Below are 25,449 nucleotides of genomic sequence, written 5' to 3' on the forward strand. Positions count from 1 at the left end.
CATGACACATCCGGTTAAATGGTTTTCAAGTAAGATGGAGGGCGCTCCTATTTTGACGTCTGGTTATAACGCCGAGGATTGCGGTTCTTTAGCTGCATTGTTGAAAACCGTACTCACATTAGGTTTTGGTTCAAAACCCGTTGATTCGCTCGTCTATGACGCTGCAAAAGCTGAAGCAAAAGCGACGTTTCAAGCAGGACATAGTTATTTACAGCATCAAATAATCAAAGTTGAAGGTGCTACAGATAACACATATAACGGTGAATTTCGGGTTTCTGCGGTATCAAGTACTGAAGTATGGTTTAAGTTGACCGCCGTACCTGCCGGTGACGCATTAGGGACCATTACTATGTCTATCCCACCTGCTGGTTGGAAGGTGAAAGCCGAATCCTCTAATGGTCATATAATCGTCTTTGAACCAGGGCGTGATGTTGGTAATGTCATGTTACGTGTTGATAACAGCGACTTTCCAAACCCTAACGGCTCAAACACATCAACCAATAATAATACTGGTGCACGTGGTACGTCTAGCAGTTATAGAGCGATCAAAGCTCGTGTTGAGTCGGTTTCGTCGTATACAGACATAGACATGTACGACGCTGAAATTGAACAACGTTGGCCAGCGTCACATGTTTACGCTACCGAACCTGAATGGGAAATCATTTCTGATGATGCGTTTTTCTATTTTATAATTAAGTATGCTAGGTCTTCATGTAAGGCTGTATTTTTCGCTGGGTATATTAACAGTGTTAGACCCGGTGATAGATATTGTTTTCTATTAAACGGTTTGAGTTATTGGTCACAAAATACAACGACAGGGGCTTGGTCTAATACTTCATGGTCGGCGTACAATTTTGGTCTTAGGTTCAACACTCCATACTCCAAGAATCTGATATCGCGAGGTCATCACCAATTATTCGGAACTGAAACAGTCATTTTTAGAAATAATATGGATTACTCGGGTTCTTTACTGTCACATCCTAACCCTGCCGACAATGGGTTCTATATCAATAATCAACCTGTAATGATATGTGAAAATGAAAATACATACCGGGGAAGCCTGCCGGGATTATTAACACCTTTATCTGGCAGCGTGTCATACGATAATAAGACATTATCAGAGTTACCCACTATGCCGAACAATACTGTGCGTTGTCACATGCTCGTTATTAGTGATAGTGCAACTTGGAGCGGTGGGACAAATTCTAGGCCTTATTTACATTGCTTTGATGTTTCTGATTCAGGTTGGCGCGCATGATTATAAATGATAACCCCCTCGGTTGGGTTAAGTTCACGACATCGGTAGATTTAAGTAATGGTCACAATGTAAATTATGTGGGTGTTCCTCAATTTACTGATGAAGCTTTGATAACTAGTCATGACACTGGTTATGTGCAATATGATTTAGTTGCTGACCTTCAAAGTATCGAGTTAGTTTTTTGTCCGAACTCGTTCGGTATTCCTTGCGCTTTAATTAGCGTTCAAGGGTTTGAGCTACATGTAAGCAATGTCGGTAATTTAGTGTTGAATGGTGTTGCATCAAGTCACTTAGTTAAGTACGACCAAAGAAATCAATTGATTTTAATGGGTACTAAGTTGGTGTTAAACGGTGTAGAAGTTCAAGATTTAGTGTTGAGCGCTTTACCCGTAGGTATTGCCTCTTTAGGTAATGATGGGGTCAAACATAACTGTAAACTATTTGACTTAGCTGTATATGATTACCCATTGACTGCCAGCGCATACAATCGAGCGTTACCTGGCATAAAAAAGGCTTTTACTGATTATGCTGATTTAGAATCAGTAAAAACTGATTACATGGTTATGGGTGAGTTTACTCATAATGTGACAACAGGTTTAACTAATACGAGCCCAAGTGATAGTTACATCGAATCGTATTGGCTTAAACCAGGTGATACGTTGTACTTATTTGAATACATAGATCAACCTGAGTCAGACACGCGTAAGATTGAATTTAGAGCTGATGAAACAATTATGCTATTTGGTGAAGCTGTCACGCTTTCTCTCGCGTTAGAGCCAGTTTTACAGGTTGTATTTGATAGTGCAGGGAATACGTATTTATTTAGCACACCATCAGAGTCAGTATCGTCAGCAGCGACCAAAGGCGTTTATCTTATGCCGTTTGCAAAGCTTGCCCCCAGTGCATCGGTTACAGCTCTCCCAATTACGACTCATAAATCTAACCCTATAGTTGTTCCACCTGAAGATGTATTTAAAGGGCAAGTTGGGTTTAGCTTGATTTGGGCTAACTTTGAGACAAAAGAGCAAGCCAATCAAGGAGGGTATGACGTTGTTGTGAAGCATGAAGAAGGACAGCCATCTATCGTGTATAGAAGCGTAAACCGTCAAAAGCTCAATATACAACAAGGGTACATATCTAATAAGACAACTATACAAGGTGCGCCAGCTCCTGATAGACGTGTCCTGTGTTATCTGCAAAGCGGTACATTGATTGATGAAACACGTTCAAATGCTTTGGGCGTATATCGTTTCGATAATTTAGAACTAGATAAAAAGTACATGATAGTTGCACAGGATAAACCTGAATATGGTCAAGCTGAGTACAACGCAACTGTTGCTGATTTCCAAACCCCTGAGGCTTACACATGATTACTTTATCGCAAGAGATCAGGGAGCAAATACTACTCACGATTGGTGACAGGGTATCAAAAATCAGTTTGTATGCTGGTTCAGTTCCTGCCGGTGCTGGTGTGATCACAGACCAAGTGTTGCTTGTTGAATTGACTACACCTAGACCTGCATATACGGGGTTCTTAGATGGTCACATGATAATGGCACCAACAGATCAAGCTATGGTGTTGCAATCAGGTGACGTCACTTTTGCTCGATTATATGACGGCTCCGGTCTTACCCTTGGTGACGTAAGTGTAGGTAACGCTGCGAGTAATGCTGATCTTAAGTTTGGGCATGAAACTGCCAGTGTTTTTGCTGGTGCCCTAGTTAGCCTTGCTGATTGGGTTATTCAATGACAATGGATTTTAACAAACGGAGAAGTGACAAAGCGGCGCTTGAATTTGCTAATGTTCTGGAAATTGCTGATCGTGGTGATACAGCGGCATTAGCTTTAGATTTCAATGAGCCTCGCGGTAATGGTCGTTTAGAGTTTGTTAAAAGGGCTGGTGGTACAGTCGAGTTTGTTCTAACTGGTGTCGTAGCACTTAAACCGATAGTCACAGAAGGTCGAGTGAATTTGATTACTCGATTGTCAGGGAGTAATGAAGTTGGCAGCGTTAGTACATCTGGTTCATTGATTTATGATTTGAATGTTGAACGTAATATTGAACATCACATTAATACCAATCATTCGAAAGCCGTTAAAGTTGGTAATCATGTGATGTTCAAAACACCTAAGAGTGTTCGACTATCTGCAAGTTTCGGTGCGAGTTATTCTGATGGATTTAGCGTTAGCCAAAGCGTTAACCAGAGGTTTGACTCTCTAGACAAGGTTACGAATCAAATCACTCAGACGCTACCGCATGGCCAAGTTGTTACTCATAGTCACTCGGAAAACTACACAAACTTAGCTCAGTTAGTTGTTAGTCATGATACTGGGTTTAATCAAGGCTCAACCGATACAACGACTGTATCAGCTATGTGGGAGAATTTGACGCGCATTAATCACGCATTGAAAACCACAGTTGAGCAAAGCGCATATCAAACAGCGTTCCGTACATCATATTTCGGAGCTGGTGAAGCGTTAGAAGTATCGTTGATAACGACTATAGAGCAAGCAGGTATACCAGTTTTTGGGCAACGACCTCTACCACCTGTTGAACCCCCGGCGCCACCAAAGCCACCAAAACAATTAGATTTTAAAGTGCTTCGCCTCAAAGGTGCGCACTTAGAGTTTGTTCGAATTGAACTAGACGCGGTGATAATAATGAATCAGATAAATGTGTATTCAACCAATAACAATACCAGAACACCTATACACCCCACATCAGCTAACTTACAGCTCGATATTGAGAGTTACACATGGTCGTTGTCGGGAACTCTGTTAGGCAAAGACGCTAAGCAATACTTAACACCAGGTAGTGAAATCGAGATCACGGCCAATGGTCACACATGGCTATTCCTTGTCACATCATATGACCGTAGTATCTCAGGGGTTGCTGATGTGACTTATAGTTTCCAAGCTGCATCACGCGTGAGATATTTAGCAGAACCATACGCACGCAAGAGCACCGGTGTTGTTGATAGCGTGATTTCTCCGTGGCAAATCGTCGAGCAAAAATTACAGCCGTTGGGTTTCACACTCGATAGGTCCACGGTACCTGACTGGACTTTATCGGCTAATTCATACAGCTACGACTCGAAAACACCTCTATCACTCTTGGTTGAGGTTGCAAATGCATGTGGGGCTATCGTACAGCCCGATAAATCACAAGATAAATTAACAGCAAAACCTCGATACAGAGTACCACCATGGGAATGGTCAACATTATCTGACGCACAATGCGACCATGTTATTGATGAGTCTGCTGTTATCAGCGAATCGAGTGATGACCAAAGTACACCACAGATTAATTGCGTAACTGTAATGAGTGATACAGCCGCTGTAACTACTGAGCTCGTCAAAGCCGGTACGGCAGGGAATTTACGCGCTAACGACGTGATATCACCGTTACAACAAGATCATTCGGTGAATGCGCAACTAGGGCGTTCTGTGATTGCTAACAGTGGCGGTCAATCGGTCATCGAAATCACAACACCTTTAGATGCAAACGGGTTAATTGAACCAGGTGATATTGTTCGATACGCAGGACAAACAGGTCTATGTATTAGCACCGGTATCACAATCAATTCGTTAGTAGATGTTTGGCAACATATTAGTTTAGAGGTGCATCATGGCAACTAATAACCCCTGGGCAAATTTTAAAACACTTTTACCTCAAGAGGTCCAATTCCGGGGCAAAGTGGTCGCAGTAGACACAACGAACAACCGTGTGAAAGTGGAACGCAATGACGGTACGTTGTGGGTCTCTGGTTCAGCTTCATTAAGTGACACTGTAATAGCTACAAATGACGGTGTTAAACACGTTATACGTAACGACAATTATCAAAAGATCGAGGTGTGATATATGGAACAAGATGCGTTTAGTATTGTTAAATCGCAATTGAAAATACATGAGGGGTGTGACTTAAACATGTATAAATGTACTGCTGGAAAGTGGACAATCGGTTTTGGTCGAAATTTACAAGATAGAGGTATTGATAAAGAAGAAGCAGAGTTAATGCTGTGTAATGACATTAAAAAAACTTATACATCATTAACGAAAAATCTCCACTTTTTTGATTCACTTTGCGAGACTAGAAAAGCTGTTTTAATAAACATGGCTTTCAATTTGGGCGTCAATGGATTACTCGGATTTAAGAAAATGATAGCCGCTTTAGCGAACCAAGACTACACAAAAGCCTCAATTGAAATGCTGGATTCAAGGTGGGCACGACAGGTAAAAGGTCGGGCAGTTGAGCTAGCAGAATTGATGCGTGGTTCTCATAGTACCATTTAGGTTTTGATAAATGTATTTTAAAACAGATATTTATGTTTTTTATCGAAACCTTGAGGGTGTGGCAGGCTGGTATGGTTAAGTTCAATGAATTTTTTGTCTTGCTCATTCCGTCAATTGCAAATTACGTAGTACCAGCGGCGATAATGAGCCTGTTTGTACCTAATAAAAAGCCATCTGCGAGCTGCGAAAGTGTGGAGCTCAAACGTGGTGCGCTGCGAATTTTAACTTTGTTCTTGTTGACCGTTGCTACGGCCGTTATGTGTCATAGTTTACTGCATTTGCCACCTGTGCTTGGCATGATGATGGGATTGGGCTATTTGCAATTTTTTGGTTATTTCTTGCGAGTCACATTGCCTGGATCTTTAGCGCGCAAAATGGCGATGGCAGAACGTGAAGGGGACAAAGAACGGCTCAAGAAGCTGGGTAGTGTGGTGCCATTTGACGTTTTTAGTAAAGTGTCTCGTGCAGAGTGGGATACTCTGTTGTTCTTTTACGGTATCGTTATGTGCGTTGGCGGACTCGGCTTTCTAGGGTATCTCAATTTAATGTCTCATATTTTATATGGTGGTTGGTCTGCAACTGGGGCAAACGTATTCTTAGGGGTGATATCAGCGGTGATTGATAATATCCCAGTGATGTTCGCTGTTTTGTCTATGCAGCCTGAGATGTCTCATGGACAATGGCTACTGATCACGTTAACAGCAGGTGTTGGCGGCAGTTTATTGTCTATTGGATCCGCAGCAGGTGTTGCCTTAATGGGACAAGCAAGAGGAAACTATACATTTTTTGGGCACTTGAAGTGGACACCTGTCATTGCTTTGGGATATGCCGCCAGTATTGTGGTTCATCTTTGGTTAAATGCAGATCTTTTTGAAATTTATGGCTAAATCATCTTCTCTAAACAGCGAACTAGCGAGTTAAGTTAGTTGGCAGATCTGATTGTAGGCCAGGCGCAACGCTTGGTCTACGGGCTTACTTTGCTCTGTTGCTCTGATAATGCAGTTTATTGAGATTTGTCCATGTACTTTGCCAACCATGACACCCGATCTATTTTTAGCTGCTCTTACCGCTTCAATACCTAGCTCCGTTGCTAGGATCCGATCTTCGGGACATGGATTACCGCCTCGTTGAATGTAACCTAAAACGCATACAGCGCTTTCAATATGTGCGGTTTCTCGCAATGCAGCTTGTAAGCCATGTGGCCCGCCAGGCCATAAGTTTTCTGCCAGAACAATAACAAATCCACTGTGATTATGTTGTCGCTGAGACTGGATTTGGTTTATTAAATCTGCTTGGACTTGCTTTAAATTTTTACTGTCGCAATTTTCAAACGACAATATGGCTTCTGCCCCTGTTGCTAGCCCGACATTGAAAGCGATATGGCCACTGTGGCGCCCCATGACTTCAACAATAAAAACGCGTTCAAAGGCATTTGCTGTGTCACGAATTTTGTCGATTGCATGCGTTGCCGTGCTTACAGCGGTCGCAAATCCAATGGTTTTGTCGGTACATGCTAAGTCATTATCTATGGTGGCTGGTATGCCAATAAGATGCCCTTGCCAATAGGGCTGCAATGCCATCATTCCCCGAAAAGAACCATCTCCACCAACCACAATCAGTGCATCAATACTGTGTCGCGTAAGTGTACTTGCAACTTGCTCAACGCCACTATTTTGATGCATTTCTTTACAGCGTGCACTTTTTAAAATGGTGCCTCCAAATTGAATGATTGGCGCCACCAAATCAACGGTTAGTTCTTTGAATTCATCATGCATTAGGCCGTTGTATCCATGAAAGAAGCCCAGGCATTGAATGTCTTGTTCGTGACAGGCCAGTACAATCGAACGAATGGCAGCATTCATGCCCGGCGCATCGCCGCCACTGGTGATAAGTGCTATGCGTTTCATAAAACCCCCTCAGTATTTAAGGTGCGATGCTAGCTTTATCCTAGACAGCGATGCTCAAATGTCAAAAATGCTACTGACTCGACAATGACCAAATAGAAATGCTGCCAGAGATCTCGTTACCTACAACTAACAAAGCTTCACCTGTCGGGCTTTGCGCTTGGTCAATAAAAACCATTCCTTCGGGTGCAAGATCGCCACTTATCTCCGCACCGGCTTCCAAGCCTCGGTTTATCATGTAAGTATTCATGGTGACATTGAAAGGGTTTGTAACATCATAAATAAGAATGCCACCCATGCGCTCAAGGCCAATAAATGCGTAAGTACGGTCATTTATCTGTCCGATGGCAAGCGCTTCGGGTTCAGCCCCTTTGGCATCTGAGCGAGTATCTCCCTTATTTTCATCTTCATCATTATTGAATGCAGAGCCGTGGATTGCAGCTGTAATTTTGCCTATCTCATCCCCCGAGTCGTAGACTCTATAGCCGTTGTGATCCCAAATAGAGAAAGATCGTGCGCCGTAAGTATAGAGTGCTTCGTATTGGCTATCTTTGTCGGCATCACCTAATACGGTACTGACCTTGAGTCTGCCAATATCTTGGTCGTCATTGTTCACATAATCAAAGTTGTTACCTAGCGTTAAATCTTCAGCTCTGATCTCATCAGTGTACGCTAAGCAGCCATCGTCTTTATCGTATTCAAGGCCGCCTTCAGCTAAGCAAGTGCTTTCGTCAGGAGAATCAAAAAAGTACTCTCTGCCATCTCCTTCGTTGGCGGAAATGATAAAGTTAGCACCTTGCCATTGATAAGCAGAAATCGAGTCTGGCTGATACATGCCATAGAGTCCGGGGTATGACGAAAAATTAATTGCGTTGTCTTTATCTGAGGCGTCTAACGTCCATTTCCCCCAGTCTTTAAAGCCGAGACCATGAACAGATAGGCTATTGTCTTTGAGGTCAACTTTTGCGATGGCATTATTCTCTTGCAATGAAATATAGGCATAGCGACTATCTTTGCTGACAGTGACATATTCAGGCTCAAGATCCATAGAAACAGTGGTATTTATTTTTTTGCCTTTAATGGTTCTACCTGTCGGGTTGGCAAATACAACCCCTTGCTTGGACAGAGCAGCCATTTGGTCATCAAACTGGTTGAAGTTGATGAGCGTCGCATTATCTGCAATTTGACCACTATTGATCGTGATTATGGCTATGCTGCCCTCGGGGTCAATGCTGTAATCTCCTTTGGGCTCGCCTTCATTGGCGACGATGACTTTGCTGCCATCCGGTGTAAAAGTTACCATATCTGGTAAATAACCAACGACAACAGATTTGATGAATGCAGGCTTAGAAGCTGAAACGTCGAAAAACGCAATTTTACCAGCTTGACCTGTTTCTTTGGCTATCGCAACAGCAAGCAAATTCCCGTGAATTGCTAAGCTATTAGCATCACCACTTTCATGCTCGTTTAGGTTTAAAGTCTCTTTGCTTTGCAGGTTTGTGCCAGTGACAACCCCGTGCGCATTTTTGGTGAGCGAGTCAGGGTCCAATTGCCCAATCTCGATAATTTCAACCGTCGCAGGGGTGGCAGAGCTATTTAGTGCAAAGATACGTTGACTTGGGGCATGATAGCCGACAATCTCAGCAGCCCCTTCAGGGCTTTGTGCGTTGAGAACAGCACGACCAACTAGCACAGGGGTTAATTGCGTATGTGCATTAACTCCAGGCTGTCCTGCTGAGCCAGGCGTACCTTGCTCACCTTTTTCTCCTGCAGGTCCGGTCTTGCCAATTTGCCCTTCAGCCCCATCAATGCCATTTGTACCATTATTTCCATCGTCACCATCAAGTGAACAACCAGTAAAGAGGGCTGAAAGGACAAAGGGAAGTAAGATTTTTTTCATAGTCGTCTGTTCCTAAAACATCTGTATTTTGATGCGCATAATTAACCACAACAAATTTACAACAGGGTGACAGATCAATAAGAAAGGAGAAAAGTAGTGCTAGAAGGTAGGAGTTTAAGCTTGGAGGAGGTTAAATGGCCCTCGCACACAGTGCGAGGGAGGCCAATTAATTACCACCAGAAGTGATACGGTTTAACTCTTCACGCTGCGCTGTAGGCAGGTTATCTACAACGATGTTATATGAGTCATCAATTAACTTTTTTAATTCGTCTTCAGGAATACTGCCATCAAGTACGATGGTATTCCAAAGACGTTTATTCATATGGTATCCAGGTACAATCGACGAATATTTGTCACGAAGTAACAAGGCTTCATCAGGGTCGCATTTTAAGTTTAGCCACCACACTGGTTCACCATTTTCATTTGTTTGGCCTTCTTTACCTTCATAAAGCGTTGCAAACATTTTATGTTGCACTTTATACACATCTACTTCTTGTGCAAACGGCTTGGTAATAAAGGTCCCAGGCTTTGCCTGTAAATAATTATGTACACTCTTCTGATCCATAGCCCGTGTCCTTGAAAAAACTATATTAATTAAAACAACATGGGGCTAATTTTAGCAGCTATTGAGAGAATTCTGTAATGAGTAAGGCCTGTTATGCAAAATGTCATGAAATAACAAACATACTTGACATATTCAAGCTGAACAGTATTCGTCTAATTACATAAATTAAATTTACAATCCATTGAAATTTATTAAATTAGATTAGATAAGTTCAAAAAATATGCCTATTCGGTCTTTCTCACTCTAAAACCATCTCAAGTAGTGCTTAATAAGCACTACTGTGGAGTAGCTGCAAACTACACCATGACCAAATGATCTATCAAGTACCGCCTAAACTACTTAATACTAACTTTAGCCTAGTATTCGTAAATTCACTATTACGTTTTACCAAACTCGATAATACGCTACGTAAGAATCCCAAATTAACATCATTTTCCTCACCTTAAAGGAGCCGATCATGTAGCAAAATCCACATTTACAGCTTGCAAACGGAGAGAACTTATCAGCTAAATTCAATAATAATTTGTTTATTAAAGAGTTTTTCCACTTACGTTAGCAAATTACCTATTTTTAGTACTAAAGAATTGGCAATCACTTGTATCTTCAAGGCTGGTATTAAATTAAATAATGCAATATTTTGCAACAATTTTGTGTTTTTGATTGGTTTTTATCCGTAAAAAGAGGGGATAGGGGGCTTTAAGCGGTGATTGTAGGTTTGTTTACTAACAAGAATTTATGAATTCATGACACTAGAAAAGTGTTAGTTTACAAGCTGCAGATTTGGTTTTTCACCTGTCTCCGCTTGTAAAAATCGTTCGAACTCTTCGCTAGATAGGGGTTTTGAGTAGTAATACCCTTGGATTGTTTGGCATTCAAGCTGTTTCAAGAGCGTTAATTGCTCTTCTTCCTCGACACCTTCGGCGACCACGTGCAAGTCGAGGTTATGGGCAATGGTGACGATAGAGTCAACCATATTTCGACCCCGTTCACTTTCCATGTCGTCGATAAATGCTTTGTCCACTTTCAGCGTATTAAGTGGAAATTGCTTTAAGTAAGCTAAAGATGAATAACCTGTACCAAAATCATCCATTGCAAGGTGGATCCCACGAGAGCTCAGTGAGCGCATAATTGAAATCGCTTCTTGTGGATCGTCCATGACCGTCCCTTCAGTGATTTCAAGCTCTAGAAAATACGAAGGAAGTTGATTTTTTTGCAAGATAATATCTATGCGGGCTGTTAAATCAGGTAGGCTAAATTGCTTTGCTGATAAATTGACTGCAACTCGGCCATTAAACAGGCCTTGGTCGACCCATCGCTTAACATCTTTACACGCTTTATCGAGCACCACCTCACCGATTTCAATAATTTGGCCTGTTTCCTCGGCAATAGGGATAAATACGCCTGGACTAATAATGCCTTTTTTAGGTGTGATAAATCGCACCAATGCCTCCATTCCAACCAACTTGCCTGTGCGTATATCCATTTTAGGTTGGTAATAAACAATAAAATGGTCTTCTTTTAAGCCGAAGCGCATTAAGTTTTCTATTTGTAACCTTTTTACTGCTTGCTCATTCATTGAATCATTAAAAAATAGGTAATGGTTACCTTTTTGTTTTGCATGATACATCGCCGTATCAGCATTTTTTAACAGGATCTCAGGGGTATTACCATCTTCAGGAAATAAGACAATACCCACTGAAGAGGTAATGACCAGCTCGTGATTTGCCATCTTAAATGGGGTGGCAATGGCTGCTAAGAATTGTTTTGCGACTTTTGTGATGGTATGTATGTCGTTGGTACCAGACATAACCAGTGCAAATTCATCACCACCTAAACGATAAAAGGTATCCTGCTGTCGGCATAGTTTGTTAAGTCTCATAGCCAGTTTCGAAAGCAAGCTATCACCTAGCTGGTGGCCAAGTGAATCATTGATCTTTTTAAAGTTATCAAGATCAAACACCAAAAGGGCATGGTGCGTACCCTGTTGCGACAGCTTTTTTAAATTAGTAAAGAATAAATTTCTGTTTGGCAGGCCTGTTATTCGATCTCGGTTGGAAAGGTTATGCAATTGCGATTCTGCTTTCTTTCTCTCTGTTAAATCTGAAAAAACAACAACATAGTTTGTGACATGACCATGGCTATTTTTAATTTCGTCGATGGTTACTTCGATAGGTAACATATTGCCTTTTTGGTCGTATATCTTTAATTCTTCCTGCCAGTGCTCCGTCTCTTTCAAGGCGGACTTTATTTGTCTTATAAAACGACTGTCATAGCCTGGCAGTTGAAAGTCTGATTCAATGTACTGCGCGCGCTTGCCGCCAAACACCCTGAGGTAGCTTGGGTTTAAATCTACCAGCTTAAAATTATGATCATAGATGGCGATGGCATCAGTTAGGGACTCAACACACTTTGCGAATAAGTTGAGACGCTCTTCAGTACTCTTTAAGTGGTTGATATCACGTACAGTACCAGTCATTCTCAACGGGTTAAGGTTATCGTCTTTACTGATAACTTTGCCCTTGTCTAGGACCCAGTGATACTGATTTAAATTATCTCTTAATCGATAAGAAGCTTCGAAAAAGGCGGTCTTCTCTGCAAAGTGTAGTTTAAGCTGTTTTTCAACAAGTGGAATGTCTTGTGGGTGAATTCGCTTGGCGTTAGGTATGAAGTGATTGCTTTTTTCTTCATTTAACGCGTATTTGTCATTGATACGAATGATATCGCCGGACTGAATATTCCAGTCCCACAGAGTATCGCCACTTCCTTCTACGGTACTCTTTAACCATTTTTCCGACATACGCAAGTTATCGAGATTTTTTGCTGCTCTGCGGTTAATAATGAGCATCACGAAAAATGGCGTCAAGCACAGCATGACAACAGCCAAAAAAAGCAAAGGGTTGTTCGACAGCGGCTCTAAAATGACATGTGCGTGTACAGGGGTACTCAGAGCTAAAAGATAAATAAGAGCCAATAAGTTTCTTATATTGTTTTTATATACCATAGTGTACAAGATTAATACATTCATCGTTAATCTAATCGAAACAGCTATCCTGAGTCAAAGCATAATTGATGAAATGTGGAAAGAGTCGGTTAGAATTTAGGATTTTTGTACCTTTTTAACCAAAATGTCAAATATGAAGCCCGCTGGCAAGGTATGTAACTACCTTGATGAGCGAGCATTCACTAATTTATACGCAGTGTAATACTGGGGAAGGATTTGGCGGTAACAGTCGAAATAAAATGCTTTATTTCTGCAAATGACAATTGGTTCAGCGCATCTAACAACTTCGACTGCATAGAAAAGGTATGATCTTCGTTGCCAATAGCAATCCAAAAGCGCTGCGAGCGCAAACGCAAATTTTTGTCTTTTTCAGCAATTTGTGATTTCAAGCTGGACTTAACATCTGACCATTGTAAATGCTCTAAACTGTCGATATTGTCTACAAACTCTTGTAAAAATAGTTGGTGATAGTTGAGTAACTCTGAACTTTCATAATTTGGGGATTGAATGTAAAAGGCAATACCTGCTCGAGTATTGAATGGTGCGTAGCCTGCGCCAACTAAGTAACCTAGTTGCTGTTCTGTACGTAGCTTTTCAAAATAATGTTGGCTAATTAACTGGTTGAACGCCATGATTTTTATTTTATCTTGCACGCTATTGCTGGGTGCTTGAATATAGTGAACAAAAGCGTGTTCACTGTGTTCATTGGCAATTGTCTCTGTAAGGTGTTTGTCAATTGTATTAAGTGGTTTCTTTAAGTCATCCAAGATTTCACTCTTAGCAAAATTACACAACAGCTGTTGTTGTATTGCAATCGCGTGCTTAGTCTGCCAATTGCCATGCAGGAATGCCTTGGCATGAATAGAGGTAAAGAAAGAGTCACGAAAAGCATTGAACTCATTGAAGCACACATTTTTTAATGCAGCAGCAAGTTCGTTCGGTGTCGGGTTCCAAGGCATTAACTTGGCACCTAAGATACTAAATAGCTCACTTACTGGCTTATTTTTATTGTGATTTTGCCAATGTCTGATGAGTTGCTTTTTGTACTCTGCGAATCGGGTCGCGCTAATAGGTTGCTTTTGAAGTGCTTCAACAAGTTGAGATACTAATTTTAGCTGACAAGATGAAAGCCCCGCAGTATGTAGTGTCAACCCACCTTGGTGTGAAGTAAGGTGGTAGCTAAGCCCCGCCAGTTCAGCTGAATAAAACTGTTCTGCGACACTGTCCATAAATAAATCAGCAAATAGTCTTGTTAGTGCCATTGCTTTATGGCTTGAGATTGAGGCTTCGGAATCTAATTCAAGATAGAAATGCCCTTTAGTGACTCTAAACGTGGCATCTTGTTTAAACCAAAAAGCAAACCCAGGTCTTTCTTTAAGCTGAACAGGGGTGTGTGTCGTTGACTCAATATCATAGAGAATGTTTTCTTGGCTGAGGTATGGGTTGACGTTCGGTAGTCGCATTTCAGGCAACGGTTGATCAACTCGGGCAAGGGCATTAAGCCACTCTTTATTGAGTTGGGCGATTTGGTAGGGTGTGTTATACCACTGAGCAATTTTATTGACTGCACCGGGTTCATCGGTGGTCTCTGGGTGGATCAGTACCAGTCGCATATTATGTGGCGACAAGTAACTTAGCAGTTCGGTATGAAGTGTTTGATTAAAGCGCTCCATACAGTAATCACCATACAGTGTGTTTTCTTCACTGTAATGATGCATATTGACGCTAACATTGCTTACCCAGTCTATCAGCTTGTTGACTTCTTGGTTGTCAAACGCCAGCTCCATTAAGCGTTTTTTGTCGGCGTATAATGCGGGTAGAATATGGTGTTGTTCCTTGATCAAACTGATATATTCGAACAACATCTCAACAATGTCTTCGTAAAATTCAATACCAATATCTGTCAGTGCGAAACTGACATTAAAATCTTTGAAGTTACTGCCGTTGACGCCTCCACCGGCCGAAAGGGCATTTATCCAACCGTTCTTCTTTAATATTGCGTACAGTGAACCTTCGCCTTCGTAGCCTAATAGGTGGGCAATAAAACTCAAGCTTTTATATCGGTATAGTTCATCGATATTAGGCATTGCAAAGCTGACAATTAGCTTTTGTAAATGCTTGCGAGGTTTTATATGAAGCTTTAAACCAAGGTCTTCATCACGATAAAAAGGCACGTCAACTTTTGGCTTTTGATGCGATTTGTCGCCTTTAATCCCGTGAAAGTGACCTGTGGCCATTTGCTGCAGTTCATCAAGTTGTTGCGGACCAGCCAGCACTAAGGTCATCCATTGGGCTTTGTAATTTTTATTAAAAAAGTCGATGATTTCTTGATGAATATCGCCATGACCATCACCTAGGGTGTCGTGATTGCCCACAGAAAACTTAGTAAAGGGGTGAGCTGGGTTTGCAGTCTCTTTGTGCGCTTGAATGATCCGTCTGTTATCGTCTTTCACTTTAAGGTTAAATTCGGCATCGATGGCGTTGCGCTCATCATTCAAAGCACTGTGCTCAAAAAGAGGTGCAATGAAAAAGTCAGAGAAGCGAGATAGTAAAGACTCAAATTTATTAGCTAGGCAATCGAAGAAGTAACAAGTGTGTTCTGTACCTGTCCACGCGTTGCTGTTTCCACCACTTTGGCTTACTACCTGAGAAAACTCTCCTTTAATTGGGTATTGCTCTGTACCCAAAAACAGCATATGCTCAATAAAGTGAGCCATACCTTGGCGGCCTACGGGGTCGTCAAAGTGTCCAATGTTAATAGCTAAAGAGGCCGCAGACTTCTCACTACTCGAGTCGGTAATTAGTAAAACTCTTAGACCATTGTCCAGTGTTATGTGCTTATATTGTTTATTATCATTGTTGCTTAATTTCAAGTTTACGCCGCCGATATAATAAGTGAGACAGTCTTAAAAGTAGTAAATCACTTACCAGTTCTAAGTATTTTGTTTTAATATAGCGGACATGCAACTAGGTTTACTACTGAATAGAGATAAAAATACGATACTTTTCGGAGAGCTATGAAAACCATATTGATCATGCGCCATGGTGAAGCCGGTCCAATGCAGGCAAATGATGCTGCTCGTTTATTGACAAACAGAGGCCAATTACAGGCTTTGGAAATGGGGCTGTGGGTCTCTCAATCCTACCAACCTAGTGCATTACTTGTGAGTCCTTATTCTCGAGCGCAACAAACAGCGGACGCTGTAAAGCAGAGTAACCAGTTTACTTTTGAGGAAACGTGCGCAGATATAATCCCCAGTGGGAGCGCTTCATTTGCAGTGGATTACTTAGAAACTCTGATTAGTATGAACGAAGCCATAAGTACATGGTTGATTGTAGCGCATATGCCAATAGTTAGTTATATGGTCGATCAGTTTGTTCCAGGTGAAATGCCAATATTTCCAACAGCCGGCATTGCAGTGATAGAGTACTGCCCAAAAACCCACAAAGCACAATACAAAGGGTTACACGCCCCAAAAGTGTAATCCAAGGCGTTGCCAACTTCCTCAATGACCATCACATTAGATGGCTTATAACTTAGTTCATTAATCTCTCTCCAAAAAAAGTGCAATAATTTTTAGTGCGCTGCGGAACTATAGTCAGATCACATGTTCTTATAATTGTGTTTCGCAATGTAACTAATGAGGTCTAATGTCCTCTTATCTCGTTTTACATTTCGATAGGATACGCACGCTTTCATGACACCGGTTACCATTTTGGGCGATGGTATCCAGTGTAACTTAATAGTGTTTCGGTTTATTGACCAAAGTATTAATCATTCTGATTTTGCTTTATCAATGAAAGATTGATGTTTTGTATATCAAATGGGTAAAAAATTATTTCTTGAACATAGTATTGATCAGTTTATAAGGACAAATGTCCGCTTTTTGTAGCTAAAAGTTGTTAAATTTGACCTAACGTCGTCGAACGTTGTAAAAATGTGTGTAATTTATGTGTTTATTAGAAGCATTTTAAAAATATGCTGCTATAATTACGCCCGTTGCGTTCAGCCTCGTTTTGTCGTTTTGCACTCTCGAATTCGAGGTCCGCGTTGTTTGTCATTGACGCGCAAAATTGAACGCCATAGCCAATGTGATACGGCGCCCAATTAAACCGTTGAACTCAAAGAGTGCATTAAAAAGGTCAAAAACCAACATGAAAGCAATGAAAAGATCTACGTTAGCAACTCTAATTAATGCGACGTTGTTCTCTGCTGTGGCAGGTACTTCATTCACTACACTTGCTGAAGAAGAGCAAGCAAAAAGCAATCAACTGGAAGTGATTCAGATCACCGCACGTAAACGTGTTGAAAACGCACAAGAAGTGCCAGTTTCAGTTTCTGCCTTACAAGGTGACAATTTAGACGCCTATAGTTCTGCTGGTATGGATATCCGCTTTATGAACGCTAAGATCCCGAGCTTGTCGGTTGAATCTTCGTTTGGACGTACATTCCCGCGCTTTTATGTCCGCGGTCTTGGTAACACCGATTTCGATTTGAACGCATCTCAACCTGTTTCATTGGTCGTTGATGAAGTTGTTCAAGAAAACCCTATCCTAAAAGGTTTCCCTGTATTCGATATTGAGCGTATCGAAGTATTACGTGGTCCACAGGGCACTTTATTTGGCCGTAATACGCCAGCTGGCCTAGTTAAATTTGACTCTGTAAAGCCAAGTCAAGAATTTGATGGCTACGCATCAGTTGCATATGGTAGCCGCGAGTCGGTTGACTTTGAAGGTGCTGTAGGTACAGGTTTAACTGACAAAATTTCTACTCGTGTATCAGTATTGTGGCAAGAGCAGCCAGACTACATTGATGTTCGCTCACCTGAAGGCGTTACTAATCAGTTTGCTAAAGATGACTCATTAGGCGGCTACAGCGAAAAAGCGGCTCGTATCCAGTTTTTATACGAAGGTGATGACTTCACTGGTCTATTAAACTATCACGTTCGTGACCTAGACGGTCGTCCAATTCCTTTCCGCGCAAACTTAATTGAGAAAGGTTCTAACAACATTAATCCTATTTATGATAATGATGTTGTTTTTCATGATGCGTCATCTCGCGCAACACAGCAGGTTGAAACACAAGGTCTTAGCTTGAAATTAGAGTGGGATCTAGCTGAGCATACAGTGACCTCTATTTCAGCATGGGAAAGTGCTGAAATTTACTCGCGTGCAGATGTAGATGGTGGTTATGGCGCTGCTTTCTTGCCTGTGCAAGGACCTGGTGTGATCTTCTTCCCTTCAGAAACAGCAGATGCATTACCTGATCACGATCAGTACACGCAAGAGCTGCGTTTATCAAGCAACTACTCTGGTGACTTTAATTACCAGGTTGGTGTGTTCTTGTTTGACGAAGAAATGACCATTGAAAGCTTTAGTTATGACACGTTAGCATTTGACGCAGCAGCTGGTAATTATGGCTTGCAAAATGGTTATGCGGTTCAAAATCAAGAGACATCTGCGTGGGCTGTGTTCGGTTCTTTCGACTACACAGTATCAGATAAATTGGATGTCACTTTAGGTCTTCGTTACTCAGATGATGAGAAAGAGTTCCGCGCTGAGCGTACTAAGAGCCCTGTGGGTGCAGCGGACTCAATTGTAGGCACTGCTAACCCAAGTGATAGCCACGTAAGCTGGGATTTAAGTGCAACTTACAAATTGACTGACGACGTTAATCTATTTGGTCGTCTAGCAAATGGCTTCCGTGCACCAAGTGTTCAGGGCCGTATCTTATTTGGTGATGAAGTAACAGTAGCAGAGTCAGAAACAACCAATTCAATTGAATTTGGTGTTAAGTCAGACGTGCTTGATGGTCAAGGTCGTGTAAATGGTACCGTGTTCTACTACCAAATGAATGATCAGCAGCTTACAGCTGTAGGTGGTGGTGCAAACTTCAACCGTCTAGTTAACGCAGACAAGACCACTGGTTATGGTTTTGAGCTAGACACTGAATGGGTGCTAACTGATGAACTAAATGCAACCTTTAACTTGAGTTATAACAAGACAGAAATCGACGATCCAAGTCTTGCTATCCAAGGTTGTGCACAGTGTACTATCACAAATACAAAGAACGCAGCTGGTTTGTATCAGCTAGATGGCAACAGCCTACCTCACGCTCCGGAGTGGATTGCAAATGCAACACTTCGTTATACGAAAGAGCTTGAAGGCGGTGACTTCTTTGTATACGCAGACACGTCATACCGTAGCAAAATCAACTTCTTCTTGTATGAGTCGGTTGAATTTGAAGGTGAAGCATTATTCGAAACAGGTGTAAGAGCAGGTTATGCTTGGGCATCTGGTGACTATGAATATGAAACGTCAGTATTTGTACGTAACTTATTCGATGAACAGGTTGTGATTGGTGGCGTAGACTTCAACAACAATACTGGTATGTTGAATGAAGAGCGTTTCATCGGTGCTGAGTTCAAGGTTCGTTTCTTTTAATCATTAATTGATGTGAATCATTCGCTTTTTAAACCCGTGTTATTGTAAAAGTAACACGGGTTTTTTATTTCTTTAATGCAACTGTATGAATTAGCTGATACAGTCGCATCGTAGTTTAAGTAAGAGGAGTCAAACATGTCTGGATTTTGGAACTATCGCGTGATTTTTTGCGAAGGTAAAGATAGTGAATCACCGCTATACCAAATTCATGAAGTTGAATACAATATCAATGGTAAGGTGACCAACTGGTCAGAGACAGGGGCCGCTCCTTTTGGTCATACGGTTGAAGACTTACAGGCTGATGCTGATAGATTAAAGTCTGCCTTTGAAAAGCCGGTATTGAAAGTTGTGCGCAAGCAGCGTGGCTACGAGTTAGTAGAAGTTGAGACGGGTGAAGAAGCCTACGCGGAGCCGCCAGCAGCACTTAAAGGTTAATTATCTAAATAATAGGGAGTGTTTATGAGTTTAAAGGCAATATTATTCGATTTTGATGGTACGTTAGTAGACTCAGAGGCACTCCATTATACTAGCTGGTGTGAAGTATTGGCGCCTTTGGGGGTGTCTATCAGCGAGGCTGTGTTTTGTGATGAGTTCTCGGGTGTCCCAACCGTAAAAACTGGCCATATTTTGCAGCAGCGTTACAACTTACCTCATACTGGCGATGCGCTAGCCCACCAGAAAAACACACAATTTGTTAAAACCGCTTCGCGACAAAAACCTAAGCTGATGCCCCACGCAATTGATGTGCTCACGCTATGTGCAAAACATTACAAGTTGGCTTTAGTGACAGGTAGTACACGTGATGAGGCGTTGCCTGTTTTGGCACATTATCAATTGCTCGAATACTTTGACTGTATCGTCTGTAAAAACGATGTAGCTAATCCAAAGCCACACCCTGAGCCATATTGCATGGCGATGGCCAAGTTAGATGTATGTGCTCAACAGGTCATTGCTGTGGAAGATTCCCAAACGGGTTTGACTTCAGCCGTAGCTGCAGGAATAAATACAGCTGTGATCCCACATCAGCATTCCGTAGATCAAGATTTTTCAAAAGCGACGTGGCATTGTGAGAGTTTGGATGCCATGTGGCGGCAAATTGTAAAGCCGAGATAGACTGTACAAGTCTAGTAGAAGTGCTACTTTAAATAAGTGTCATTGAAGTTGTAAACATGAAGTTTGCGCTCTAAAGACATTTATTAAGCGTTTTTATCTGCAAAGGAAAGTAGCATGAAACAAGTTGTCTTACGGCTCCTAACAGCCGCTATTATTATTTTTAGCCCCATCACTTTTTCAAAGTACAGTCCCGAGGTTCAACTGGCGAAGGTGTATACAGAGCAAAAGCCTGTTGATCATTATCTTGTGAGTGAAAAATATGATGGGGTTCGCGCCATTTGGGATGGAGAATCGCTTAAAACGCGGTCGGGAAATATTATACATGCGCCTAAGTGGTTTACTGCGGTGCTGCCAAATCGTTGGTTGGATGGTGAATTGTGGGCGGGCTACAATAACTTTTCTTTTGTCAGCAGCTTAGTACGTAGAAAAGTACCAAACCATGAAAATTGGCAACAAGTACATTACCTCATTTTTGATGCGCCTGATCCGCAACTGAGTTTTGAACAGCGTTTCAGCAAGTATCAACGTCTTGTCAATGGACTCCACAGTATTCATATTAAGCCAATTCCTCAGTATCAGTTTTCGACCAAGACAGAGCTAGACGCCTTTTTTAATCAAGTATTAGCACGTGGTGGAGAAGGGGTTATTTTGCATGAAAAAAATGCCAACCATCGTGCTGGCCGCACTGCTCAAGTATTGAAATATAAACCTATATTTGATGCGGAAGCCATTGTGATTGCCCATGTTCCAGGCAAGGGAAAATATCAAGGTATGATGGGCTCGATCACCGTCAAAACCATGGAAGGCGTGACATTTAATATTGGTACTGGGTTTAGTGATGAACAAAGGCAGTCACCTCCTCCAATAGGAAGCACCATTACTTTTCAATATCAGGGTTTTACTAAATATGGTAAGCCGAGGTTTGCAAGCTTTTTAAGAATTAGATCGCAAATCTAGCAAGCAAACGCACTTTAAAATCAATTTGAGCTATGGTAAATTTCGTCCTTTTTTCTATTGGATGTGAGGTAAAAATGGTCGTCGGGTTTGATTACGGTAGCTCAAATTGTGCGATGGGTATAATGCAAGATGGCTTGGTAAACTTAGTGCCTTTAGAAAACGGACAACATTATTTACCTTCAACGCTATATGCATTGCACAACTCTCTAATCTCAGACTATGTAGCGAAAGGGCTTCATCAAGATGAGCTGATTGATTACAAGAGTCAAAGAAATGGTATTTTGAAGAGTGCGCAGTTTGCTCGCAATGACTTGGACCTTTTATCGCAAGAAACTGGGGTATTTGTTGGTCAATCCGCGATAGAAGAATACATTTCTATGCCTGAGGAAGGTTATTTCGTTAAATCTCCCAAATCTTTCTTCGGCGCAATTGGCTTAAAAGCGGAGCAAATTGCTTTTTTTGAAGACATCGCGACAGCGATGATTATGGAGTTGAAAAAACGCGCTGAGCAGCATCTGGGCACTTCATTGACTCACACAGTTATCGGCCGTCCGGTGAATTTTCAAGCTGTAGGTGGAACTGAAAGCAATCGTCAAGCTTTGTCAATTTTAACTACGGCCGCAAAAAGGGCTGGATTTACCGAAGTAGAGTTTTTATTTGAGCCCCTAGCCGCGGGGATCGATTTTGAGTCTGGCTTGCAAAATGACCGAAAAGTATTGGTTGTTGATATTGGCGGTGGTACCAGCGACTGTTCATTCGTACAAATGGGGCCAAGCTACAGAGACTGTGCCGACCGTAGTTCTCACTTTTTATCTCATACCGGGAAACGAATAGGTGGAAATGATTTAGATATTGCACTGGCGTTTCACAAGTTGATGCCCGTATGTGGATTGGGAGGTGAGTTCAAATCAGGGTTACCGCTACCAAAACAGATATTTTGGCAGGCCTGTAAAATCAATGATATCCAATTGCAAAGTGATTTTTATAGCAATGCATTTGGTAGAGAGCTAAGTACCATGCTGCGTGATGTTTGCGAACCAGATAAGCTTAAGCGTCTGCAAGTGCTGCAAGAAAATAAGATGACACACCAATTTGTGAGGCAGGCAGAGCTTGCGAAAATAGCATTAAGTGAGTGCGATGCACATCAGTCGGATCTGTCCTTTATTGAGCCTGAGCTTGTGCAAAGTATCAACCTCGCTCAATTAACGGAATCGGTGCACAACAGTCTACAGCAAGTTGTTACGCTTGCAGAGCAAGCTATTGCAGAGGCCGGTACCAAACCTGATACGATTTATCTAACTGGCGGCAGTGCTCAATCTCCACTACTTAAAAATGCATTGCAAACCGCACTTGGGGATATCCCAATGCTCAATGGCGACAACTTTGGTAGTGTCACCGCTGGGTTGACTAAATGGGCTCAGCGTATCTATCGTTAAGGTAGCCGAGTTGCAAGATAGTCAGGATAATCGGGCTGCATTCTAGGTAGCTCAATATCCATAAACTTAGAAGTCAGTAGCATATCTGCGCTGGCTTCATTACACGCCACAGGTATGTTCCACACCGCAGCGAGGCGCAATAGCGCTTTTACATCAGGATCATGGGGTTGTGAAGACAAGGGATCCCAAAAAAATATCAACATATCAATTTTTTGTTCGGCAATTTGAGCACCAATTTGCTGATCTCCTCCCATAGGGCCGCTGAGTAGCTTTTGCACCTCTAAGCCTGTATCTCGCTCAATCAGGTTTCCCGTTGTACCTGTTGCGCTTAGTGAGTGCTTACATAGTTGGGTTTTGTGCGCCTTACACCAGGCTACTAATTCAGACTTTTTTCCATCGTGTGCAACCAATGCAATGTGTTTATTGGCTGGAATATTAACGCGAGTATACTTCATATCTATCCTTACAAGAGGAGGTTAACCGCAAGGGCGACAAAAATGGCTGCTGAAACTCTATCTATCCAAATCGGGGCTTGTGGATGAGCACGAAAGTAGCCCGCTATTTTGTCCCCGCCATATACGTAAACGCAATCAACTGGAAACGCCAATATTGGGTAGAGTAATCCAAATAGAGCCAATTGAACTGTAGTGGAAGTATCTAGACTGGTGTCAACAAACTGTGGAATAAAAGCGATGAAAAACAATGCCACTTTTGGGTTGAGCACTTCTGTCATCATGGCTTGAATGGTGACATTTTTATTCGGTTGGCTCAGGTCATCAGTGCCTTGCTGGGTGTCCTGATTTGTTTTACTTAGGGTTGCTTTGAATGTCATTACGCCCAAATAGGCTAAGTAGCCAGCACCGAGGTACTGAACTGTGGTATAGGCTGTTTCTGAGGCTTTTAAAATGGCAGACAAACCAATAACAGCAAAGATGGTGTGGACGATACCACCTAATGCAAAACCAAATGCGCTTTGCATACCCGCAGTTTTACCATGGGTGAAAGTCTGTGCCATTAAAAATGCATTTGAGGGGCCAGGGGCGATTGCGATGATAAAGCTGGCAAATAAAAATGAGAGCAAAAATTCAGGATTAAGCATAATCAAATAATTGTAATTAAGTTAGCGGTTAGTTTAATCATTCGGAAAATGATTGGAAATGGTTTATTGCAATTTTTGAAAACTATGCGGGTATAAAAAAACCCGCATAAAAAGGTTGGGGGATATTGATCAAATATAAATGCTAAAAAGAAGTCGTGAGTCTTCCTAAACAACAGCCTGTGTAGCTATTAGGTAAATTATGCCTTGCTCATATGACAGTTTTACGACTTCTACACAATTTCCTGCATATTAACTGGCACTGTGTAAAGCTTGTCTATGTTTTGTGAATAGCAAAGCTAAAAATGGTGTTGCCAAGCATAAGTGCAGTGCCAATTGCCATGGTGCGAGAAGTTCCAGAGGCTGTGTCATGGCCATTAATAGCCCTGCACCACTCATTTGCATTAGTCCAATCAATGCTGAAGCTGTTCCCGCTTGCCTTGGGAACTCAGCCAGTGCGTTACCAGCGGCCGCACCGAGTGTAAAAGCAAAGCCAATCGATGCCATATACATTGGTAGCATATAATTGATAAGACTGCTCTGAGGTAATAATAGCGTGATGAAACCAGCGCCACAAAATAGACTCAGGCCAAATTGCAGTGCGCGACGGCTATGACGTTTTATGAATTGGGGGGCAATAAAACTAGATACGATACTAATGGCGGCATTGATGGCAAACCACAAGGTAAAGTCGGCCATTGGCAAGCTTAGGTGAGACATAATCCATCCAGGAGCACCGACGACAAACACCAGCATGGCTGACATACAGACCATAGTGATAGCCGCATTGAACATAAATTTTGTACTGCTCAACATAGGTGAAAAACGACGTAGATCTAAAATATGGCCTTGATATATAGAGTCTTCAGGCTTGGTTTCTTTGAAAATGACGCATAGTAAAGCAAGACCAGCAACGGCAAACACAAATAGAAAAGCAAAGTTGCTTCGCCAGCCAAATTCAACGGTGAGCCATGCGCCCAGAATAGGTGCTAGCGCGGGAATAAAGCACACAATACCATTTAGGTAAGTGATCATTTGACCACTGCCTTTGTGCCCAAAGCTATCCCGGACAATGGCAAACGCGGCAACAAAAGTAGCACATGCGCCAAGGCCTTGTAAGACTCTGGCTAACATCACTGCTCCCCAAGTATCAGACAAAGTGGCCACAGCTGCGCCGATCATAAATAGTGCTACACCGGACAATGCGATTGGCTTTCGCCCATACTTGTCTGCAAGTGGCCCCGCAATTAACTGCCCAAGCCCAACAGCAAGCATATAAATGCTGACAGTTTGTTGAATCTTTGCCTCGCTTACGGCGAGCGCATTTTGCATGTCTACAAAAGCGGGTAAATACAAATCGATGCCAAGAGGGCAAAAAACAACCAATAGGGCAAGGATAAAAATAAGTGATTTGCTGGTTCGGTGTTGCATGGTGTCTCCTTTTCGTCGCTATTGTATTGCGCGGTGAGAAAAAAGACAGG

At 42.0% G+C, this 25,449-nt stretch carries 20 protein-coding genes and 1 pseudogene; 13 read left to right on the forward strand and 8 right to left on the reverse strand.

Features of this window, described 5'->3' with window-relative positions; all coding sequences use genetic code 11:
• Position 1: 1 nt before the first annotated feature.
• From J8M00_RS21085 to nhaD, 7 genes and pseudogenes are all read left to right on the forward strand, one after another.
• Positions 2–1,258 (forward strand): hypothetical protein, encoded by a 1,257-nt coding sequence (locus tag J8M00_RS21085; RefSeq protein WP_211012446.1) that lies wholly within the window; start codon positions 2–4, stop codon positions 1,256–1,258.
• A complete protein-coding gene (locus tag J8M00_RS21090; protein WP_211012447.1) occupies positions 1,255–2,628 on the forward strand; it encodes a hypothetical protein in 1,374 nt (457 codons plus the stop codon). The genes J8M00_RS21085 and J8M00_RS21090 overlap by 4 nt, the downstream gene beginning before the upstream one ends.
• Positions 2,625–3,008: a hypothetical protein gene (locus J8M00_RS21095; RefSeq protein WP_211012448.1), complete on the forward strand. Its 384-nt coding sequence runs from the start codon at positions 2,625–2,627 to the stop codon at positions 3,006–3,008. The genes J8M00_RS21090 and J8M00_RS21095 overlap by 4 nt, the downstream gene beginning before the upstream one ends.
• Positions 3,005–4,897 carry a hypothetical protein gene (locus tag J8M00_RS21100; protein WP_211012449.1) on the forward strand — a complete coding sequence of 631 codons (1,893 nt, stop codon included), beginning with the start codon at positions 3,005–3,007 and terminating at the stop codon, positions 4,895–4,897. The genes J8M00_RS21095 and J8M00_RS21100 overlap by 4 nt, the downstream gene beginning before the upstream one ends.
• On the forward strand, positions 4,887–5,117 hold the full coding sequence (locus J8M00_RS21105; RefSeq protein WP_211012450.1) for a hypothetical protein: 231 nt from the start codon (positions 4,887–4,889) through the stop codon (positions 5,115–5,117). Before J8M00_RS21100 ends, J8M00_RS21105 begins: the two co-directional genes overlap by 11 nt.
• A gap of 3 nt (positions 5,118–5,120) precedes the next feature.
• On the forward strand, positions 5,121–5,552 hold the full coding sequence (locus J8M00_RS21110; RefSeq protein ID WP_211012451.1) for a glycoside hydrolase family protein: 432 nt from the start codon (positions 5,121–5,123) through the stop codon (positions 5,550–5,552).
• 41 nt (positions 5,553–5,593) lie between these two features.
• Positions 5,594–6,439 (forward strand): annotated as a pseudogene (gene nhaD, locus J8M00_RS21115) (sodium:proton antiporter NhaD); the annotation flags it as partial.
• Between the two features lie 30 nt (positions 6,440–6,469).
• Here nhaD and J8M00_RS21120 read toward each other — a convergent pair.
• The 5 genes from J8M00_RS21120 to J8M00_RS21140 all read right to left on the reverse strand — a co-directional run bounded on the left by J8M00_RS21120 (position 6,470) and on the right by J8M00_RS21140 (position 15,795).
• A complete protein-coding gene (locus J8M00_RS21120) occupies positions 6,470–7,459 on the reverse strand; it encodes a 6-phosphofructokinase (RefSeq protein WP_211012452.1) in 990 nt (329 codons plus the stop codon).
• Positions 7,460–7,529: 70 nt separating this feature from the next.
• Entirely contained in the window at positions 7,530–9,356 is a 1,827-nt protein-coding gene (locus tag J8M00_RS21125) for a choice-of-anchor I family protein (protein ID WP_211012453.1), read from the reverse strand.
• A 166-nt stretch (positions 9,357–9,522) separates the two neighbouring features.
• Positions 9,523–9,921 (reverse strand): MmcQ/YjbR family DNA-binding protein, encoded by a 399-nt coding sequence (locus tag J8M00_RS21130; RefSeq protein WP_211012454.1) that lies wholly within the window; start codon positions 9,919–9,921, stop codon positions 9,523–9,525.
• A 760-nt stretch (positions 9,922–10,681) separates the two neighbouring features.
• The gene (locus J8M00_RS21135; protein WP_417714819.1) at positions 10,682–12,766 is read right to left on the reverse strand and encodes a bifunctional diguanylate cyclase/phosphodiesterase; all 2,085 of its coding nucleotides are present in this window, start codon (positions 12,764–12,766) and stop codon (positions 10,682–10,684) included.
• A 338-nt stretch (positions 12,767–13,104) separates the two neighbouring features.
• Entirely contained in the window at positions 13,105–15,795 is a 2,691-nt protein-coding gene (locus J8M00_RS21140) for an insulinase family protein (RefSeq protein ID WP_211012455.1), read from the reverse strand.
• Positions 15,796–15,939: 144 nt separating this feature from the next.
• On the opposite strand from J8M00_RS21140, the gene sixA reads away from it, so the two are divergent.
• The 6 genes from sixA to yegD all read left to right on the forward strand — a co-directional run bounded on the left by sixA (position 15,940) and on the right by yegD (position 22,872).
• Positions 15,940–16,407: a phosphohistidine phosphatase SixA gene (sixA, locus tag J8M00_RS21145; RefSeq protein ID WP_211012456.1), complete on the forward strand. Its 468-nt coding sequence runs from the start codon at positions 15,940–15,942 to the stop codon at positions 16,405–16,407.
• A gap of 670 nt (positions 16,408–17,077) precedes the next feature.
• The gene (locus J8M00_RS21150) at positions 17,078–19,366 is read left to right on the forward strand and encodes a TonB-dependent receptor (protein WP_211012457.1); all 2,289 of its coding nucleotides are present in this window, start codon (positions 17,078–17,080) and stop codon (positions 19,364–19,366) included.
• Positions 19,367–19,501: 135 nt separating this feature from the next.
• Complete coding sequence (locus J8M00_RS21155; protein WP_211012458.1) at positions 19,502–19,801, forward strand: hypothetical protein; 300 nt, start codon at positions 19,502–19,504, stop codon at positions 19,799–19,801.
• 24 nt (positions 19,802–19,825) lie between these two features.
• Positions 19,826–20,479 carry an HAD family hydrolase gene (locus J8M00_RS21160; RefSeq protein WP_211012459.1) on the forward strand — a complete coding sequence of 218 codons (654 nt, stop codon included), beginning with the start codon at positions 19,826–19,828 and terminating at the stop codon, positions 20,477–20,479.
• A 114-nt stretch (positions 20,480–20,593) separates the two neighbouring features.
• On the forward strand, positions 20,594–21,436 hold the full coding sequence (locus J8M00_RS21165) for a DNA ligase (RefSeq protein ID WP_211012460.1): 843 nt from the start codon (positions 20,594–20,596) through the stop codon (positions 21,434–21,436).
• Positions 21,437–21,510: 74 nt separating this feature from the next.
• Positions 21,511–22,872, forward strand: a complete 1,362-nt coding sequence (gene yegD / locus J8M00_RS21170) for a molecular chaperone (RefSeq protein ID WP_211012461.1) — start codon at positions 21,511–21,513, stop codon at positions 22,870–22,872.
• On the opposite strand, the gene J8M00_RS21175 is transcribed toward yegD, so the two are convergent.
• From J8M00_RS21175 to J8M00_RS21185, 3 genes are all read right to left on the reverse strand, one after another.
• On the reverse strand, positions 22,869–23,327 hold the full coding sequence (locus tag J8M00_RS21175) for a methylglyoxal synthase (protein ID WP_211012462.1): 459 nt from the start codon (positions 23,325–23,327) through the stop codon (positions 22,869–22,871). The genes yegD and J8M00_RS21175 overlap by 4 nt on opposite strands.
• Positions 23,328–23,335: 8 nt before the next feature.
• On the reverse strand, positions 23,336–23,971 hold the full coding sequence (locus J8M00_RS21180; RefSeq protein ID WP_211012463.1) for a LysE family translocator: 636 nt from the start codon (positions 23,969–23,971) through the stop codon (positions 23,336–23,338).
• Between the two features lie 249 nt (positions 23,972–24,220).
• Complete coding sequence (locus J8M00_RS21185; protein ID WP_211012464.1) at positions 24,221–25,399, reverse strand: multidrug effflux MFS transporter; 1,179 nt, start codon at positions 25,397–25,399, stop codon at positions 24,221–24,223.
• Between the last annotated feature and the right edge of the window lie 50 nt (positions 25,400–25,449).

It is taken from the genome of Pseudoalteromonas luteoviolacea, assembly GCF_018100925.1.
Classification (GTDB): domain Bacteria; phylum Pseudomonadota; class Gammaproteobacteria; order Enterobacterales; family Alteromonadaceae; genus Pseudoalteromonas; species Pseudoalteromonas obscura.